Here is a 15,701-nt window from a genome sequence, read left to right as displayed (position 1 = left end):
AGCGCCACCGCCACGCTGCGCCGCGCGGGTGCCCGCGCAGGTCGTCCGGCGAGCCGCACCACCCGGCTGCGGTGGCCTCGCCGCGCCCACCGACGGGCGGCGGGCCCGTCACCCGCCCGGCCGCCGGGGGTCGGCTCAGGTGGCCAGGTCCCGGCGGTCGAAGGTCACCACCGCGACGGCCAGCAGGACCAGCGCGGTGCCCGTCAGTGTGGCGAGGCCGTCCCACTGGAAGCCGTGCCGCAGGGGCTCTCCGCCGATGTAGTGGTGGAAGGGCGAGAGGTGGCGCAGGGCGCCCGCGCCGACCTGGCCGGCGAGCGCCTGGATGACGTAGGCGAGGGCCACGGCGGCCGCGCCGCCGCCGAGCGCCGCGCCCCGGCTGCCGGTGGCCGCGCCGATGGCCAGGGTGAGGGTGCCGAAGACGACGACGAGCAGCGCCAGGGCCAGGCACTGGGCGGCGAACTCGGCGACGCCGATGTCGCCGAGGTCGGCGCCGGGGCGTACGGCCAGCATGGCCACCCAGACGGTGGCGGCGATCAGCGCGGCGCCCGCGGCGAGGGCCGCGAAGCGGTCGAGCAGCACCCTCGTGCGGGACACCGGGTGGGCCAGCAGCAGGTCGAGGTGACCGGCTTCCTCCTCGCCGGCGATCGCCCGGGCGCCGGTGGCGACGCCCCAGATCACGGCGACCAGCGGGACGATGATGCCGAACACGCTGGAGCCGAGGTAGCCGGCGGCCGAGCCGAGGTCCTCCATCCGCAGGGCCTCGCGCATCGCGGGGGAGAAGCCCTGCACCGCCTGACCCATCGCGCCGTCGGCGACCTGGGGGTAGAAGCCGGCGTAGAGGGCGCCGACCAGCGCCGTCCCGGCGGCGAATCCGGCGAGCGCCCGGCGCCCCTCCCAGAGAGTGTGGGTCATGACCTCAGGCACGGCTGGCCTCCACGGTGTCGTCGGTGCGGTAGTGGGCGAGGAAGAGGTGTTCCAGGTCGGGTTCGGTCACCCGCAGCCGGGCCAGGCGGTGCCCGGCGAGCAGGCGGATCAGCGCGTCCGGGCTGCCGGACAGGCGCAGGCGGGCGGTCTCTCCGTCGACCACCAGGTCCGAGACCTCCGGCAGGGCGGCGAGCCCGGCCTGGTCGGCCGGCCCGACGAAGGTGATCTCGACGTCGTGGGCGGCCCGGTCGCGCAGCCGGGCGACGGTGTCCAGGGCGACCAGGCGACCCTCCCGGATCATGCCGACCCGGTCGGCCACCGCCTCCACCTCGGTCAGCACGTGCGACGACATGAAGACCGTCTGGCCGGCGAGTTTCGCCTCGCGGACCAGGTCGAGGAAGGTCTGTTGCACCAGCGGGTCCAGGCCGGAGGTGGGTTCGTCGAGGATCAGCAGGTCCGGTCGGTGCATGAAGGCCTGCACCAGGCCGACCTTCTGCCGGTTGCCCTTGGACAGCGCGCCGATGCGGGCGCCCAGGTCGAGGTCCAGCCGGCCGGCCAGCGCGTCGATGCGGGCCCTGGGCACGCCGCCGCGCAGCGCGGCGAGGTGGCCGAGGCACTGCTCGACCCGTTGCCGGGGTGCGACGGTGAAGTCACCGGGCAGGTAGCCGATCCGTCGGCGCAGGTGCGCCGCGGCCCGCCGGCAGTCCGTGCCGAACAGCAGGGCTCGGCCGTCGGTGGGACGGATCAGGTCCAGCAGCAGCCGGATGGTGGTCGACTTGCCCGCGCCGTTGGGCCCCAGGTATCCGAAGACCTCTCCTTCGGCCACCGTCAGGTCCAGGCCGGCCAGCCCACGGCGGCGGCCGTACGTCTTGGTCAGTTTCTCGAGTCGGATGACCTCACTCATGCCTCCGACATTATCGAAGTTTCAGAGATTTCTGAAGATACGAAGATGTTAAGGTTCGAGCCGGAACCGAGAGGGAGGCGACGGCATGACGGCGACGAGCGATCCGGCGGAACGGCTCGCCCTGGTCCTCGCCGAGGGGGGCCTGCAACGGATGACCGCGCGGGTGCTCGCGGCCCTGCTCTTCACCGAGCAGGAGACGATGACGGCCGGCGAGATCGCCGAGGCGCTCACGATCAGCTCGGGCAGCGTCTCCACGGCGCTCAAGTCGCTGACCGGCATCGGGCTGATCGAGCGGGTACCCGCGCCGGGCAGCCGCCGCGAGCACTTCCGCATCCGCGACGGCGCCTGGGCCACGCTGATGTCCAGCCAGAACGCCGTCGTCACCGTCATGCGCGACGCCGCCGAGCAGGGCATCGCGGCGACCGGACCGGACAGCCCCGCCGGTCGCCGCCTCACCGAGATGCGGGACTTCTACGACTACCTCTGGCGCGAGATGCCGGCCCTCATCGACCGGTGGCGCGCCGATCGGGCCGGCTCCCGGTGACCCCGCGGCTCAGGCCAGGTCGACGCTGACGTCCGGGGGGTCGGCCAGGGTGTTGCCCACCGTGCAGTGCGAGGCCACGGCGAGCAGCGCGGCCCGCCGGTCGGCGGGCAGCCCCGGCGGGACGTGCACGGTCAACCGGAGCGCGGCGACCCGGGCCGGCCGGTCGGCGGCCATCTCGTAGTCGGCGCTGACCCGCAGCCCGTCCCGGCCGAGCCCGTGCCGGGTCAGGTAGCGGCCGGCGTAGAAGGCCACGCAGGTGGCGAGCGACCCGACGAGGAGTTCGACCGGGGTGGGGGCGGTGTCGTCGCCGCCGTCGGTCACCGGCTGGTCCACCCGTACGCGGTGTCCGCGCGCCGTGAACTCGTACGCCTCGCCGTCGAGGAACCGGGCGTCGATCCGCCGGGTGCCGACCTCGGCCTGCTGTCGCATGTCGTCCTCCTGCTCGTCCGTCGCCACCAGTCAACACCCCCAGGGGTATGACGGCAGGCGTCGGTCGACCCGTCCCGACGGGACCTTCGACCCGTCCGCCGGTCAGGCCGGATAGGCACGGGTCTCGCTGGCCTTGACCGCCGCCCACACCTGCTGCCCCGGGACCAGTCGCAACTGGGCGACGGCGGCCGGGGTCACGTCGGCGGCCGCGTCGAGTGCCCCGGTCAACTGCACCCGCAGGTTGTCGCCGTGCCGCTGGACCCCGGCGACGGTGGCCGGCCAGGTGTTGCGGGGACTGCCCTCGGGTCGGCGCGGGTGCAGCGCCACGGCGGCGGGCGGGAACACCACGAACGCGTCGCCGTCGACCCGGTCGGTGCTGGCCAGGGTGAAGCCGTCGGCGAGGCGTACCCGGTCGCCGTCGGCCCGGCCACGGTAGAGGTTGAGCCCGACGAGCCGGGCGACGTAGTCGGTGCGCGGCCGGGCGGTCACCGTCGCCGCGTCCCCCTCCTGCACCACCCGACCCTCCTCGATGATCACCAGCCGGTCGGCCAGGGCGAGCGCGTCCAGCGGATCGTGGGTGACCAGCAGCGCCGCGCCGTCGTGGTCGGCCAGGTGCCGGTGCAGCTCGGCCCGGGTCTCCAGCCGGGTGCGGGCGTCCAGCGCCGCGAGCGGCTCGTCGAGCAGCAGCACCCGAGGTCGTACGACGAGCGCGCGCGCCAGGGCGACCCGCTGCGCCTGCCCGCCGGAGAGTTCCCGGGGCCGGCGGCGGGCGTACCCGCCCAGGCCGACGCGCTCCAGCCAGCCGGCGGCCCGCTCCCGCGCCGCGCGTCGGTCCAGCCCCTGCCGGCGGGGCCCGAACGCGACGTTGTCCAGCGCGCTGAGGTGCGGGAAGAGCAGGTAGTCCTGGAACACCACGCCGAAGCGCCGCCGCTCCGGCGGCACCCACCGGTCGCCGCCGGGCCGGTCGAGGTCGACGCCGTCGACGGTGACGTGCCCGGCGGTGAGCGGTTGCAGCCCGGCGAGAGCGCGCAGGGCGGTGGTCTTGCCGGCCCCGTTCGGGCCGAGCAGCGCCACCACCTCGCCGGCGGCCACCCGCACCGGCACGTCGAGGCGGAAGCCGTCCCGGTCCACGACCAGATGGGCGTCGAGCGGCGGCGCGGTCACGGGCTGCCGATCCAGCGGTCGCGCAGCCCGGCGAGGATCGCCACCGAGACGGTGAGCAGGACGAGGCTGAGCACGATCGCCGCCTCCAGGTCGGTCTCCAGGGCCAGGTAGACCGCGAGCGGCATGGTCTGGGTGCGGCCGGGATAGTTGCCGGCGAAGGTGATGGTGGCGCCGAACTCGCCGAGCGCGCGGGCCCAGCAGAGCACCGCGCCGGCGGCCACGCCGGGGGCGATCAGCGGCAGGGTGACCTTGGTGAAGGTGGTCCAGCGGCCGGCGCCGAGGGTGGCGGCGGCTTCCTCGTAGCGGCTGTCGGCGCCACGCAGCGCCCCCTCCACGGCGATGACGAGGAACGGCATGGCGACGAACGCCTCGGCGAGCACCACGCCGGTGGTGGTGAAGGGCAGGGTGACGCCGAAGGTGCTGTCCAGCCACTGCCCGAGCAGGCCCCGGCGCCCGAAGACCAGCAGCAGCGCCACCCCGCCGACCACCGGCGGCAGCACCAGCGGCACGGTCACCAGCGCCCGTACGATCCGCCGGCCCGGGAACTGCGCCCGGGCCAGCAGCCAGGCCAGGGGGACACCGAGGGCCAGGCAGAGCAGGGTGGCCAGGGTGGCGGTCTGCACCGACAGCCGCAGCGCGGTGAGCACGCCCGGGGCGACCAGCCGCTGCGGCAGGCTGTCCCACGGGGTGCGGGCCAGCAGCCCGACCAACGGCAGCACCAGGAAGAGCAGCCCGAGCCCGGCCGGGACGGCCAGCGCCACCGGCACCTGTCGCCCCGGTTGCCGCCGGCGGGTCGTGGCCGCTCGGACCACCGTCACGGGCCCGACGGGGGCTGGAACCCGGCGGCGCTGAGCACGGCCCGGCCACGTGCCGAGTGGATCTGGTCGACGAAGGCCCGGGCGGCGGTCGGGTTGGTGGCGTCGGCGAGCACGACGATCGGACAGTCGTTGACCGCCGCGGCGGACTCCGGGAACTCGACGCCGTCGACCTCGGCGGAGGCGGCGCGGGCGTCGGTGCGGTAGACCAGCGCCGCGTCGACCTCGCCGAGCGTCACCTTGGCCAGCGCGCCCCGGACGTCCTGCTCCAGGGTGACCGGGGTGAGCCGGACGGTCGCGGCGTCGAGCGCGGAGCGGGCGGCGGCGCCGCACGGCACCTGCTCGGCGCAGAGCGCCACCGTGACGCCGGGCCGGACGAGATCGGCCAGGCCGGTGATCCGGTCGGGGTTGCCCTTCGGCACGGCGATGACGAGCTGGTTGCGGGCGAAGACGGTGGGAGCGCCGTCGGCGGCGCCGGCCTCGGTGACCGTCGCCATGTTCCTCGGGGCGGCCGAGGCGAACACGTCCGCCGGCGCGCCCTGGACGATCTGGGTGGCCAGGGCGGAGCTGCCGGCGAAGTTGAAGGTGACCCGCACGCCCGGGTGGGTCGCCTCGAACTCCCGGCCGAGTGTGGTGAACGACTCGGTGAGTGAGGCCGCGGCGAAGACGGTGAGCGTGCCGCGGGGCGTACCCGTGGGGTCGGCCGGTCGGTCGTCGGCGCCGCAGCCGGCGGCGCCGAGCAGGCCCGCCGTGACGAGGGCGGCCAGCAGGGTGCGGATCCGACTCACGCGCCGCTCCTCGCCCTGCCGCCGGGGGCGGCGCGTTCGATCACGACGGTGGTCGACTTGATCACGGCGACGGCGACCGACCCGACCGTGAGGCCCAGTTCGTCGACCGCTTCCCGGCTCATCAGCGACACCACGCGGAAGGGCCCGGCCTGGATGTCGACCTGTGCCATCACGGTGTCCTTGACGACGGCGGTGACGATCCCGCGCAGCCGGTTGCGGGCCGAGGAGAACTCGGCCCCACCGTCGGGCCCGGCGCCCTGGCCGCGGACGAAGCCGGCCAGGTCGACGCCGTCGACGAGCCGGTGGCCGTGCTCGTCCCGGCTGGCGGCCAGCCGCCCGGCGTCGATCCAGCGCCGCACGGTGTCGGTGCTGACCCCGAGCAGTTCGGCGGCCTCGCTGATCCGGAACACGGTCACCCGGCCACCTTAGCGGGCCGCAGACGCGTGGTGGAAGGCGGCTGTCGCCTCGCGTACCGGAGGGTGTTGACGTGATTCGGGCCGCAACTGCGGCTCGGCTGTGGCTGTCGTCCCCGGCGGTGGGTCGGGCGCGGGGGCGGGTGCGGGTGCCCGGCAGGCGGCGCGGTGGCAGCGCAGGTGAACGCAGAGCGGCCGTGACATCACCGCGCGTGCCATATATTATCGTCGATGGTCGGCGTTGACCGTCGTCCCGGGCCGAGGCCCGCCGACCTCCGACTCGCATGGGGGAACGACGTGGAGCGCATCGCAGTCCGTCCCGACCAGGCCCCGACCCCGCCACCGCTGGACGACCTCCGGCACACCCCGCTCGGCCAGATCCCGCTCTCCCGCGCGCGGGACGTCGCCCACAGCCACGACCGCAGGGTCAACCGCCCGACCGGCGTCGATGTCCAGGGCTTCGGTTCTGCGATCTGACCCTGCCGAGCCGCGCAGGGAGCCCGCCGCCGGGGTCGGCCCGCTGAGCCAGTACGTGCTGAAGCTGACCAGCCGCTGCGACCTCGCCTGCGACCACTGCTACGTCTACCAGCACCCCGACCAGTCCTGGCGCCGGCAGCCCCGGGTGATGGCGACGTCGACGCTGCGGGCCGCGGCCCGCCGGGTCGCCGAGCACGCCGCCGCGCACCGGCTCGACACCGTACGGGTCGTGCTGCACGGCGGCGAGCCGCTGCTCGCCGGCGCGGCCGGCCTCGACGCCGCCGCCACCGAACTGCGCCGGCACATCGATCCGGTGACCCGGCTCGACCTGCGCATGCAGACCAACGGCGTGCTGCTCACCCCGGAAATCTGCGACGTGCTGGTCGCCCACGACGTCAAGGTGGGCGTCTCCCTCGACGGCGACCTCCCCGCCAACGACCGGCACCGGCGCCACGCCAACGGCGCGAGCAGCCACGCCGCCGTGCGGCGCGCGCTGGCGCTGCTGCGTCGCCCCGCGTACCGCGCCAGCTACGCCGGCATCCTGTGCACCATCGACCTGGACAACGATCCGGTACGCGTCTACGAGGCGCTGCTGGCCGAGCAACCGCCGCACATCGACTTCCTGCTCCCGCACGCCAACTGGGAGCGCCCGCCGCCACGCCCCGACGGCGTCGCCACCCCGTACGCCGACTGGCTGCTGGCGATCCACCGGCGCTGGCTGGCCGACGGGCGGCCGGTGCCGATCCGGCTGCTGGAGTCACTGCTGTCCACCGCCTCCGGCGGCACCAGCCGCACGGAGGCGGTCGGGCTCGGCTTCGCCGACCTGGTCGTGATCGAGACCGACGGCTCCTTCGAGCAGGTCGACTCCCTCAAGTCGGCCTACGACGGCGCGGCAGCCACCGGGCTGGACGTCTTCCGGCACGGCGTCGACGACGCCGCCGCCCACCCGATGATCGCCATCCGGCAGAGCGGCCTGGTCGGCCTCTGCGCCACCTGCCGCGACTGCGAGGTGGTTCGCCAGTGCGGCGGCGGGCTCTTCGCCCACCGGTACCGTGCCGGCGCCGGTTTCGACAACCCGTCCGTCTACTGTGCCGACCTCAAGGAGTTGATCAGCGCGATGGCGGGCACTCCTGCGTACGTGCCGGCCCGTCGGCAGGGCGCCGACTCGCTCGGCCGCGAGGTGCTCGACGACCTCGCCGGTGGCCCGGGCGGCGAGGAGAGCGCCCGCCAGCTCGCCTCGGTCCACCTCGCCATGGTCCGCGCGCTGCTCGTCGCGCTCAGCCCCCGCACGGCCGACGACCCGGTGGCGGCGGCCGGCTGGCAACTCCTGGTCGACCTCGACGTCACCGCCCCCGACGCCGTGCGGGCCGTGCTGGAGCACCCGTTCGTCCGGCGCTGGGCGCAACGCTGCCGGGACACGGCGGCGGGGGACGCGTCGTACTTCGCCTGCGTGGCGGCCGCCGCCGCGATCCGGGCCGGGGTCGACGCCGACCTCGACGTGCCACTGCGCGACGGAGTGCTGCACCTGCCCACGCTCGGCGCGCTCACCGTCGCCGCCGACGCGCGCACGGCCCGCCTCGCCGTCCGCGACGGCGGCTTCGACGCGCGTGTCGACGGCCTGCGCCACCGGGTGCGCCTCGGCGCCGACGCGCCCGCGCACTGGCTGCCGGCCCGGCACGTCCGGGCCGGCGGGCGCGACCTGCTGCTCGAGGACACCGACCCGTACCGCGACTGCTACCACCTGCCGGTCGCCGCCCGCCTCGCCGTCACCGACGCCGCGCGGTGGACCGGGCAGCTCGACCGGGCGTTGCGCCGCGTCGACACCGAGACCGACGGGTACGCCCCCGGCGTGCGGACCCTGCTGCGCGCGGTCGTGCCGCTGCGCCCCGACGACAGCGGGGTGCAGCGCAGCGCCGCCGCCGGGGCGGCCTTCGGGGCGGTGGCGGTGGCGCCCGCGCCGGACGACGCGGCGCTGGCGGTGCTGCTGGTCCACGAGGTGCAGCACCTCAAACTCGACGCGGTGCTCGACGTCTGCGACCTGTTCGACCGGCACGACGTACGCCGACTGACGGTGCCGTGGCGTGCCGACCCGCGTCCGGTCGAGGGGGTCCTGCACGGCACGTACGCCCACCTGGCGGTCGCCGAGGTGTGGCGACACCGGTCCGGCCCGGCCGCGGCCGCCGCCTTCCGCCGGTACCGCGACTGGACCGGCAAGGCCCTGGACGCGTTGCTCGGTCTCGGCGCGCTCACCACCGCCGGGGACCGGTTCGTGCGTCGGATGCGCGACACTGTGGACAGCTGGTCGTGACCGCTCCGGTGCTGTCCGGACAGCGTGCGCACCGGTTCAGGGCCGGTGACCGGGCCGATCCCCGGCGGGTGAGGCGGTGCCGGTCACCGTGCGGGACAGCGCGGGCTGTGTGGCTGTCGATACTGTGGGCGGTCGAGGATGTCCACACCGGGCGGGAGCGGCGCGTGACGGAGGAAGACTTCCGGGTCGACCCGGGAGCGCCCGTCTTCTTCCTCAGCTACGCCCGGACCCGCAACCGGGTCGCCGCGCCGCCGAGGGACACCAACCGGAAGGTCTTCCAGCTCTTCGTCGACCTCTCCGACCACGTGGTCGAGCTGCTCGGGCTGCCTGCCGGACGGCCGGCCGGGTTCATGGACCGGATGCTCGACGGCGGGCAGGTGTGGACCGACGACCTCGCCTTCGCCGCCGGGCACTGCCAGGTCTTCATCCCGCTGATCTCACCGCAGTACCTCAACAGCGCCTGGTGCGCCCGGGAGTGGGACGCCTTCGCCCGCCGCCGGTTCACCCTGCGTCCCGGCGCGGCGACGACACCGGGGGAGACCCCGATCATCCCGGTCAACTGGTCGGTGGTGGAACGCCGGTCGATGCCGCCGGTCGTGTCGCAGCGGCAGATGTTCAGCCCGACCCGGCTACCCTCGGACATCGCCCCGCAGTACCAGGAAGAGGGCATCTACGGCCTGCTCAGCCTGGGCAAGAACGGCAAGGACGCCTACGACGCGGTGGTCTGGCGGTTGGCCCAGCGCGTCGCCCGGGCGTACCACACGCACTGGGTGCGGGCCGAGGTCCCCGCCGACATGGGCCAGCTCCGCGCCACGTTCGAGGAGGTCGGGCATGACCTGGTCTGACACTTCCTCCACGGCCGCGCCCGCCGGCCGGCAGACGTACTTCTTCCTCAGCTATGCCCACTCGGTGCCGCTGTCGGCCGCGGTCCGGCCCGACACGGACTTCTGGGTCAACCGGTTCTTCCAGGACCTCGGCGCGGCCGTGCGGCGCACCGCCCGCCGCACCGGTGAACTCGACGTGGGCTTCTTCGACGGTCTGGTCGACCCCGGCGCCGACCTGAAGCGGGCGCTCACCGACGCGCTCAGCGTCACCCACGTCTTCGTCCCGCTCTACTCGCCGAAGTACTTCAGCAACCCCTGGGCCCTCGGCGAGCGCGACTCGTTCCACAGCCGCCTGCGGGGCCTGCCACCCGGGCGGGCCGCGCGGCACGTCCTGCCGGTGCTCTGGCTGCCGCTGTCGCCGTGGGAGGAGCGACCCGAGACGGCGCAGGCGCTGGAGCTGGCGCGAAACCCGGCCGACCGCGCCGACTACGCCGAGAACGGGCTGCGGGCGCTGTGCAAGCTCAGCGCCTACCGCCGGCAGTACGAGAGCGTCCTCGCCGCGCTCGCCGAGCGGGTCGTCGCGGTCGCCGAGTCCGATCCGCTCGCCCCGTCCCGGGCGACCACGCCGGCCAGCAGCACGGTGGTCGACGGCGGGGACACGCCGTTGGTGATCACCACGGTGACCCCGCACGGGGCCCGCTGGCGACCGTACGGCGACCAGCACGCCCTCGCCGTCGCCGACTACGTGGCGGCCACCGCCGAGCGGCTGGGCCTGCCCACCCGGGTGGTCGAGATCGCCGAGGCCCGGGCCCGGGCGCCAGAGAGCCCCACGGTCGTGCTGGTGGACGCCTCCGTCGACCCCGACGACGCGCGTGCGGCGGTGGACGCGCTGCCGCGCTGGGCCGTCCCGCTGGTCATCGCCCCGGACGGCGCGCGTGGCGACAGCACGCCCGAGACGATCGCCGGTAGCTTGCAGGACGCGCGGTTCCCGCAGGTGCTGCCGGTGCGGGAGATCGTCGAGTTCGAGCGCAGCGCCCCGCAGCTCGTGATCGAGGCCCGCAAGCTGTTCCTGCGGCACGGCCCGGTCGACCCGCCCGACGGCCCGGCCGTGCCCCGGCCCAGCCTGCGACCGGACGGCCCATCAGACGCACCGCGAGGGAAGGAAGACCGATGACGCAACCACGTGAGGGCCAGGTCGTCACCTTCTACTCCTACAAGGGCGGCACCGGCCGCACCATGGCGCTGGCCAACACGGCCTGGATCCTGGCCGCCAACGGCCAGCGGGTGCTGGTCGCCGACTGGGACCTGGAATCCCCGGGCCTGCACCGCTTCTTCGCGCCGTTCCTCGACCCGGAGCAGGTCGCCTCCACCGGCGGCGTGATGGACCTGATCCTGGAGTACGAGTGGGAGAACGCCCGGCGGCGCAGGGCGCCCGGTGACGCCGCCGCCCGCCCCGGTGACTGGCACCGCCAGTACGCCCGGGTGCACAACTACGCCTTCTCGGTGAGCTGGGACTTTCCCGGCGGCGGCAGCCTCGACCTGCTGCTCGCGGGCCGGCACAACCCCGACTACGCCACCAGCGTCACCGGACTGAACTGGGACAACTTCTACAACCGGCTCGGCGGCGCGCAGTTCTTCGACGCGCTGCGCGAGGACATGAAACGGCACTACGACTGGACGCTGATCGACAGCCGCACCGGCATCAGCGACGTCGCCGAGATCTGCACCATCCATCTGCCGGACGTGCTGGTGGACTGCTTCACCCTCAGCGGCCAGGGCATCGACGGCGCCGCCGAGGTCGCCGGCCGGGTCCGGGGCTACGAGGGCCGGCGCGCCCGGCGGGTGCTGCCGGTGCCGATGCGGGTCGACGACGGCGAGAAGGGCAAGCGCGACGCCGGCCGGGCGCTGGCCATGCAGCGCTTCGCGGGCCTGCCCAGCGGCATGACCGACGCCGAGCGGCAGGAGTACTGGCTGACCGTCGAGGTGCCCTACCGGGCGTACTACGCCTACGAGGAGACCCTGGCGACCTTCGGCGACGAGCCGGGTGGCCGGACCACCCTGCTGTCGGCGTACGAGACGTTGACCGGTCACATCACCAACGGCCGGGTCACCGCGCTGCCCCGCATCGACGAGCCGCTGCGCCGGCAGACCGTGCAGCGCTTCGAGCGCAAGCCGGCCGCCGCCGACGAGCTGATCGTGCTCCGGCACGTCGCCGAGGACCAGGCCTGGGCGGAGTGGGCGCAGGCCGTGCTCACCGCGGCCGACCTTCGGGTGCAGCCCGTCACGCCGGACGAGCCGGCCCCGGCCCGTGCCGGGGTCACCCATCGCGAGCTGCGGCTGGTGTCGCGCGCCTACCGCGCCGGCCGGGGCCGCTCGGTGGCGGACCTCGTCCCGCCCGGCGTGCCGGTCCTGGCCCTGCACCTCGACGACAGCGCACCCGCCGCGGACGTGCCGGTGGGCAGTTGGGCCTCGGTGCACGACCGCAGCGCCGAGGCCGCCGCCGAGCAGCTGCTCAAGCTCGTCGGGCGGGTGCCGGGCGAGCGCGGGCACGCCGTTGCCGGCGCCCGGTTCCCGGCCGTCGGGGCGGAGGTGTTCAACCCGCCGGGCCGCAACGTCCGCTTCACCGGTCGCGAGCTGCTGCTGCGCCGGTTGCGCGAGGAGCTCAAGGCCGGGGGCGCCGAGGCCGTCCCGGTGGCGCTGCGCGGTGGCGCGGGTATCGGCAAGACCCAGCTCGCCATCGAGTACGCCCACCGCTTCCGCGGCGCGTACGACATCGTCTGGTGGGTCGACGCGGATCCGCCGCAGTTCGTCGACGTCCAGGTCTCCGACCTGGGCCGGGAACTCGGCCTGCCGGAGCTGCCGACCATCCCCGAGAAGACCCGGGCCGTACGGCAGTGGCTCAGCCGCGGCGATCGGCGCGACGGCGGCGGCCAGCCGCTGCGCTGGCTGCTCGTCTTCGACAACGCCGACCAGTACGAGCACGTCAAGGAGTACCTGCCGCAGGGCAACGGGCACGTGCTCGTCACCACCCGCAACCCGGACTGGGGCGACCTGGCGCGGGCGATCGACGTGGAGGCGTTCCAGCGCGCGGAGAGCGTGACGCACCTGCGTGCGCGCATCGGCGAGCAGTCGATGAGCGTGACCGAGGCCGAGCGGGTCGCCGACGCGGTGGAGAACATCCCGATCCTCGTCGCGATGGCCGGCGCCTGGCTCGCCGACACCGGCACCCCGGTCGGGGAGTACCTGGCCGGGCTGGAGCGCACCGGTCCGGAGACCGACGTGTGGGGCCGGTCGCTGCAACGGTTGAAGGAACAGTCCGCCGGGGCGTACCGGTTGCTCCAGCTCGCCTCGGTGCTGGCCCCGGAGATCTCCCTCGACCTGCTCTACGGCGACCAGGTGGCGCGGGTGATCGCCCCGCACGACCCGGTCGTCGCGGCGCGTGTCGCCGACCGGGTCTCCGAGCGGGACATCGCCGCCGCGCTGGTGCAGCGGATCAACCGGCTCGCGTTGATCAAGGTGGACCTGCACGCCCAGCGGGTGCAGGTGCACCGGCTGCTCCAGGCGGCGCTGCGGGTCCGGATGTCCGACCGCGAGCTGGACGAGGTCAAGCACGACGTGCACCGCATCCTCGCCGGGTCCCGCCCGTCGGGTGAGGTGGAGGACCCGGCCCTGCAGGAGCGTTTCCGCATCCTCTGGCCCCACCTGGACGGCTCCGACGCGGTCTCCTGCCACGACGACGACGTCCGGCAGTTGGTCATCGACCGGATTCGCTACATCTACCTCAACGGCGGTTTCGAGCAGGGCGAGCAGTACGCCCGGCAGGCGGACAAGATCTGGTCCACCCGGCTGGGCGAGCTGTCCCCGGACTCGGCCGCGCACCGGGCGCTGCGGGTGCAGCTGCTGCACCTGCGATTCAACTGGGCGAACCTGCTGCGCAGCCTGGGCCGCTTCGAGGAGTCCTGCCGGCTGGACGAGGACACCCTGCGCCAGCAGGAGGAGCTGATCGGCCCGAGCCACCCGTACACCCTGATGACGGCCGGCGGCTACGCCGGTGACCTGCGGGCGCTCGGTCGCTACCGGGAGGCGCTGGAGCGGGACCTGCGCACGTACGCGGCGTCGGTGGACGTGTTCGGCGAGGATCATCGCCGTACCCTGATCTCGGCGAACAACCTCGCCGCGTCGTACCAGATGATGGGGCACTTCGCGAAGTCCCTGGAGCTCAACGAGAGCACCCACCGGCGGCTGCGCCTGGTCCTCGGCACGGACCATCCGCGTACCCTGCTCTCCGCCAGCAACCTCGCCCGCGACCTGCGCGAGGTCGGCGAGTACGAGCGTTCCGTGGCGTTGCTGCGCGGCGTCGCGGAGGGCTACCGGGGTCTCTTCGGCGACCAGTCCCGCGACGTGCTGGTCACCCAGGCCAGCCTCGCCGCCTCACTGCGCAGCACCGGTGAGATCGCCGCGGCGGCGGAGCTGCTGGAGGTCGCCCACGAGCGGCTGCGCGCCAGCTTCGGCCCGACCAACCCGGACACCCTCTTCGCCTGGCTGAGCTGGACGGCGAACCTGATGTTGCAGGGCGAGGCCGAGCGGGCCCGCGCGGAACTGGTCGAGGCGGGGCAGGTCTTCGCCCAGATCTTCGGCGCCGAGCACCCGTACGTGCTGGTCTGCCACAACAACCTCGCCGTGGCGACCTGGGACGCGGGGGACCAGCAGACCGCCACCGGGCTGGCCGGGCCGGCGGCGGAGGCGTTGCGCGCGGCGCTGGACGCGGAGCACCCGTTCGTGATGGCGGCGGAGAACAACGTGGCGGTCTTCGCCGTCTACTCCGGTGACCTGGAGGGCGGGCGGGCGCAGCTGCGGGACGTGGTCGGCCGGATGACCCAGGTGCTCGGGCCCGAGCACCCCGACACCCTGCGCAGCATGGGCAACCTGGAGACGGTGCACCAGATGGCCTCGGGCGGTCGGGTCAGCATCGGGCGGACCCGGATCGCCGACCGGCTCGCCGACCGGATCGGCCAGCACCACCCGAGCGTGATCGTGCTGCGGGACGGCCGCCTGGTCCGCCGCGTCCTCGACCCGCACCACTACTGAGCGTGCCGGGTGCCGATCAGCAGCTCGTGGCAGGTCGGCACGTCCGCGTCGGTGAGCCAGCGCAGCACGCGGGGCAGCTCCTCCACGGCGTCGAAGTGCGCCGCGCCGGGCTGGACCTCGATCTGCGCGCCCGGGATCTGTTCGGCCAGCCACCGGGCGTGCCCGACCGGGGCGAAGGTGTCCTCCGCGCCGTGCCACAGCCGTACCGGGGTGGCGGTGGTGTCGATCGCGCCGAGGTCGAACTTCCAGCTGCGGCGCAGCGCCAGCACGTCGTCGATCCACCCGTACGGGCCGGCGCGCAGCGCCTCCTCGTAGGTGTCGGCGATGAGCCGCCGCAGCGCGGCGTCGTTGACCGCCCGCCGGTCCGCCGCGCTCATCTGCACCATCAGCTCCTCCAGCAGGAACCTCGGGTCCTCGGCGGCCCGCTCGGCGCGCCGGCGGATCTGCGCGATCATCGCCGCCGTGTCGAGGTGTTCCCGGCCGCCGAACCCGCGCACGTTGTCGCTGTTCATCCCGGCGAACCAGTCGAGCTGGGGCGCGTCGGCGGGGGCGAAGCTGACCAGCACCGCGACCCGGGTCACCCGGCCGCGCAACGCGCCGTCCGCCGCGCAGGCGAGGGCGTGCGGGCCGCCGCCGGAGCGGCCGGCGATGGCGAAGCGTTCCAGCCCGAGATGGTCGGCGATCGCCTCCACGTCGCGTGCGGCGTCCGCGACGTCGCGCCCCTCGCGCCGCTCCGAGTCGCCGTAGCCGGGGCGGTCGTAGGCGATGAGGCGCACGCCGAGGCGGTAGAGGACGATGCCGCGGGGCTTGGGTCCGCGCCGGCTGCCGGGGGTGCCGTGCATGAGGAAGACGGGGTGACCGTCGGGCGCGCCGGTGACCTCGTACGCCACCCGCCGGTTGTCGGCGCGGTGGGCGAATTCGGCCCCAGGCTCGCCTTCTCGGGTCACTCCAGCCTGCCTTCCGGTGCTGCGTTCAGCCCACGTCCGTAACCCGGTGCCGAGTGGTGACGCCGATCCGGCTCCA

14 protein-coding genes are annotated in these 15,701 nt (G+C 74.5%); 6 read left to right on the top strand and 8 right to left on the bottom strand.

The window, feature by feature from the left end:
* Positions 1–135: 135 nt before the first annotated feature.
* Both ACPFP2_RS26245 and ACPFP2_RS26240 read right to left on the bottom strand, forming a co-directional pair.
* Positions 136–912 carry an ABC transporter permease subunit gene (locus ACPFP2_RS26245; protein ID WP_424092381.1) on the bottom strand — a complete coding sequence of 259 codons (777 nt, stop codon included), beginning with the start codon at positions 910–912 and terminating at the stop codon, positions 136–138.
* A 4-nt stretch (positions 913–916) separates the two neighbouring features.
* Positions 917–1,828 carry an ABC transporter ATP-binding protein gene (locus ACPFP2_RS26240; protein WP_424092379.1) on the bottom strand — a complete coding sequence of 304 codons (912 nt, stop codon included), beginning with the start codon at positions 1,826–1,828 and terminating at the stop codon, positions 917–919.
* 85 nt (positions 1,829–1,913) lie between these two features.
* Here ACPFP2_RS26240 and ACPFP2_RS26235 point away from each other — a divergent pair, with 85 nt between their 5' ends.
* Positions 1,914–2,372, top strand: a complete 459-nt coding sequence (locus tag ACPFP2_RS26235; protein ID WP_424092378.1) for a GbsR/MarR family transcriptional regulator — start codon at positions 1,914–1,916, stop codon at positions 2,370–2,372.
* 9 nt (positions 2,373–2,381) lie between these two features.
* Here the strand turns inward: ACPFP2_RS26235 and ACPFP2_RS26230 are convergent, their stop codons facing one another.
* From ACPFP2_RS26230 to ACPFP2_RS26210, 5 genes are all read right to left on the bottom strand, one after another.
* Positions 2,382–2,828: an OsmC family protein gene (locus ACPFP2_RS26230; RefSeq protein ID WP_424092376.1), complete on the bottom strand. Its 447-nt coding sequence runs from the start codon at positions 2,826–2,828 to the stop codon at positions 2,382–2,384.
* Between the two features lie 75 nt (positions 2,829–2,903).
* Complete coding sequence (locus ACPFP2_RS26225; protein ID WP_424092374.1) at positions 2,904–3,965, bottom strand: ABC transporter ATP-binding protein; 1,062 nt, start codon at positions 3,963–3,965, stop codon at positions 2,904–2,906.
* Positions 3,962–4,783 carry an ABC transporter permease gene (locus ACPFP2_RS26220; protein WP_424092372.1) on the bottom strand — a complete coding sequence of 274 codons (822 nt, stop codon included), beginning with the start codon at positions 4,781–4,783 and terminating at the stop codon, positions 3,962–3,964. The genes ACPFP2_RS26225 and ACPFP2_RS26220 overlap by 4 nt, the downstream gene beginning before the upstream one ends.
* Positions 4,780–5,559, bottom strand: a complete 780-nt coding sequence (modA, locus tag ACPFP2_RS26215; RefSeq protein ID WP_424092445.1) for a molybdate ABC transporter substrate-binding protein — start codon at positions 5,557–5,559, stop codon at positions 4,780–4,782. Before modA ends, ACPFP2_RS26220 begins: the two co-directional genes overlap by 4 nt.
* A 5-nt stretch (positions 5,560–5,564) precedes the next feature.
* Positions 5,565–5,984, bottom strand: a complete 420-nt coding sequence (locus ACPFP2_RS26210; RefSeq protein WP_424092371.1) for a TOBE domain-containing protein — start codon at positions 5,982–5,984, stop codon at positions 5,565–5,567.
* A 294-nt stretch (positions 5,985–6,278) separates the two neighbouring features.
* On the opposite strand from ACPFP2_RS26210, the gene ACPFP2_RS26205 reads away from it, so the two are divergent.
* The 5 genes from ACPFP2_RS26205 (at position 6,279) to fxsT (ending at position 14,678) form a co-directional block, all read left to right on the top strand.
* The gene (locus tag ACPFP2_RS26205) at positions 6,279–6,458 is read left to right on the top strand and encodes an FXSXX-COOH protein (RefSeq protein WP_424092370.1); all 180 of its coding nucleotides are present in this window, start codon (positions 6,279–6,281) and stop codon (positions 6,456–6,458) included.
* Positions 6,430–8,766: an FxsB family cyclophane-forming radical SAM/SPASM peptide maturase gene (locus tag ACPFP2_RS26200; RefSeq protein WP_424092368.1), complete on the top strand. Its 2,337-nt coding sequence runs from the start codon at positions 6,430–6,432 to the stop codon at positions 8,764–8,766. The genes ACPFP2_RS26205 and ACPFP2_RS26200 overlap by 29 nt, the downstream gene beginning before the upstream one ends.
* A 164-nt stretch (positions 8,767–8,930) precedes the next feature.
* A complete protein-coding gene (locus ACPFP2_RS26195) occupies positions 8,931–9,611 on the top strand; it encodes a TIR-like protein FxsC (RefSeq protein ID WP_424092366.1) in 681 nt (226 codons plus the stop codon).
* On the top strand, positions 9,598–10,764 hold the full coding sequence (locus ACPFP2_RS26190; protein WP_424092364.1) for a TIR-like protein FxsC: 1,167 nt from the start codon (positions 9,598–9,600) through the stop codon (positions 10,762–10,764). The genes ACPFP2_RS26195 and ACPFP2_RS26190 overlap by 14 nt, the downstream gene beginning before the upstream one ends.
* A complete protein-coding gene (gene fxsT / locus ACPFP2_RS26185; RefSeq protein ID WP_424092362.1) occupies positions 10,761–14,678 on the top strand; it encodes an FxSxx-COOH system tetratricopeptide repeat protein in 3,918 nt (1,305 codons plus the stop codon). Before ACPFP2_RS26190 ends, fxsT begins: the two co-directional genes overlap by 4 nt.
* On the opposite strand, the gene ACPFP2_RS26180 is transcribed toward fxsT, so the two are convergent.
* A complete protein-coding gene (locus ACPFP2_RS26180; protein WP_424092360.1) occupies positions 14,672–15,625 on the bottom strand; it encodes an alpha/beta fold hydrolase in 954 nt (317 codons plus the stop codon). The genes fxsT and ACPFP2_RS26180 overlap by 7 nt on opposite strands.
* Between the last annotated feature and the right edge of the window lie 76 nt (positions 15,626–15,701).

Source organism: Micromonospora citrea, from assembly GCF_049629545.1.
Lineage (GTDB): Bacteria > Actinomycetota > Actinomycetes > Mycobacteriales > Micromonosporaceae > Micromonospora > Micromonospora citrea_A.
Note: the sequence above shows the minus strand (reverse complement) of the source record. Positions and strands in the feature narration are given on the sequence as shown.

What these genes read in the sequence shown, in the direction of transcription:
- ACPFP2_RS26245 (WP_424092381.1), bottom strand. Translation starts at nt 912, where the DNA reads ATGACCCACACTCTCTGGGAGGGGCGCCGGGCGCTCGCCGGATTCGCC.
- ACPFP2_RS26240 (WP_424092379.1), bottom strand. Translation starts at nt 1,828, where the DNA reads ATGAGTGAGGTCATCCGACTCGAGAAACTGACCAAGACGTACGGCCGC.
- ACPFP2_RS26235 (WP_424092378.1), top strand. Translation starts at nt 1,914, where the DNA reads ATGACGGCGACGAGCGATCCGGCGGAACGGCTCGCCCTGGTCCTCGCC.
- ACPFP2_RS26200 (WP_424092368.1), top strand. Translation starts at nt 6,430, where the DNA reads ATGTCCAGGGCTTCGGTTCTGCGATCTGACCCTGCCGAGCCGCGCAGG.
- ACPFP2_RS26190 (WP_424092364.1), top strand. Translation starts at nt 9,598, where the DNA reads ATGACCTGGTCTGACACTTCCTCCACGGCCGCGCCCGCCGGCCGGCAG.
- fxsT (WP_424092362.1), top strand. Translation starts at nt 10,761, where the DNA reads ATGACGCAACCACGTGAGGGCCAGGTCGTCACCTTCTACTCCTACAAG.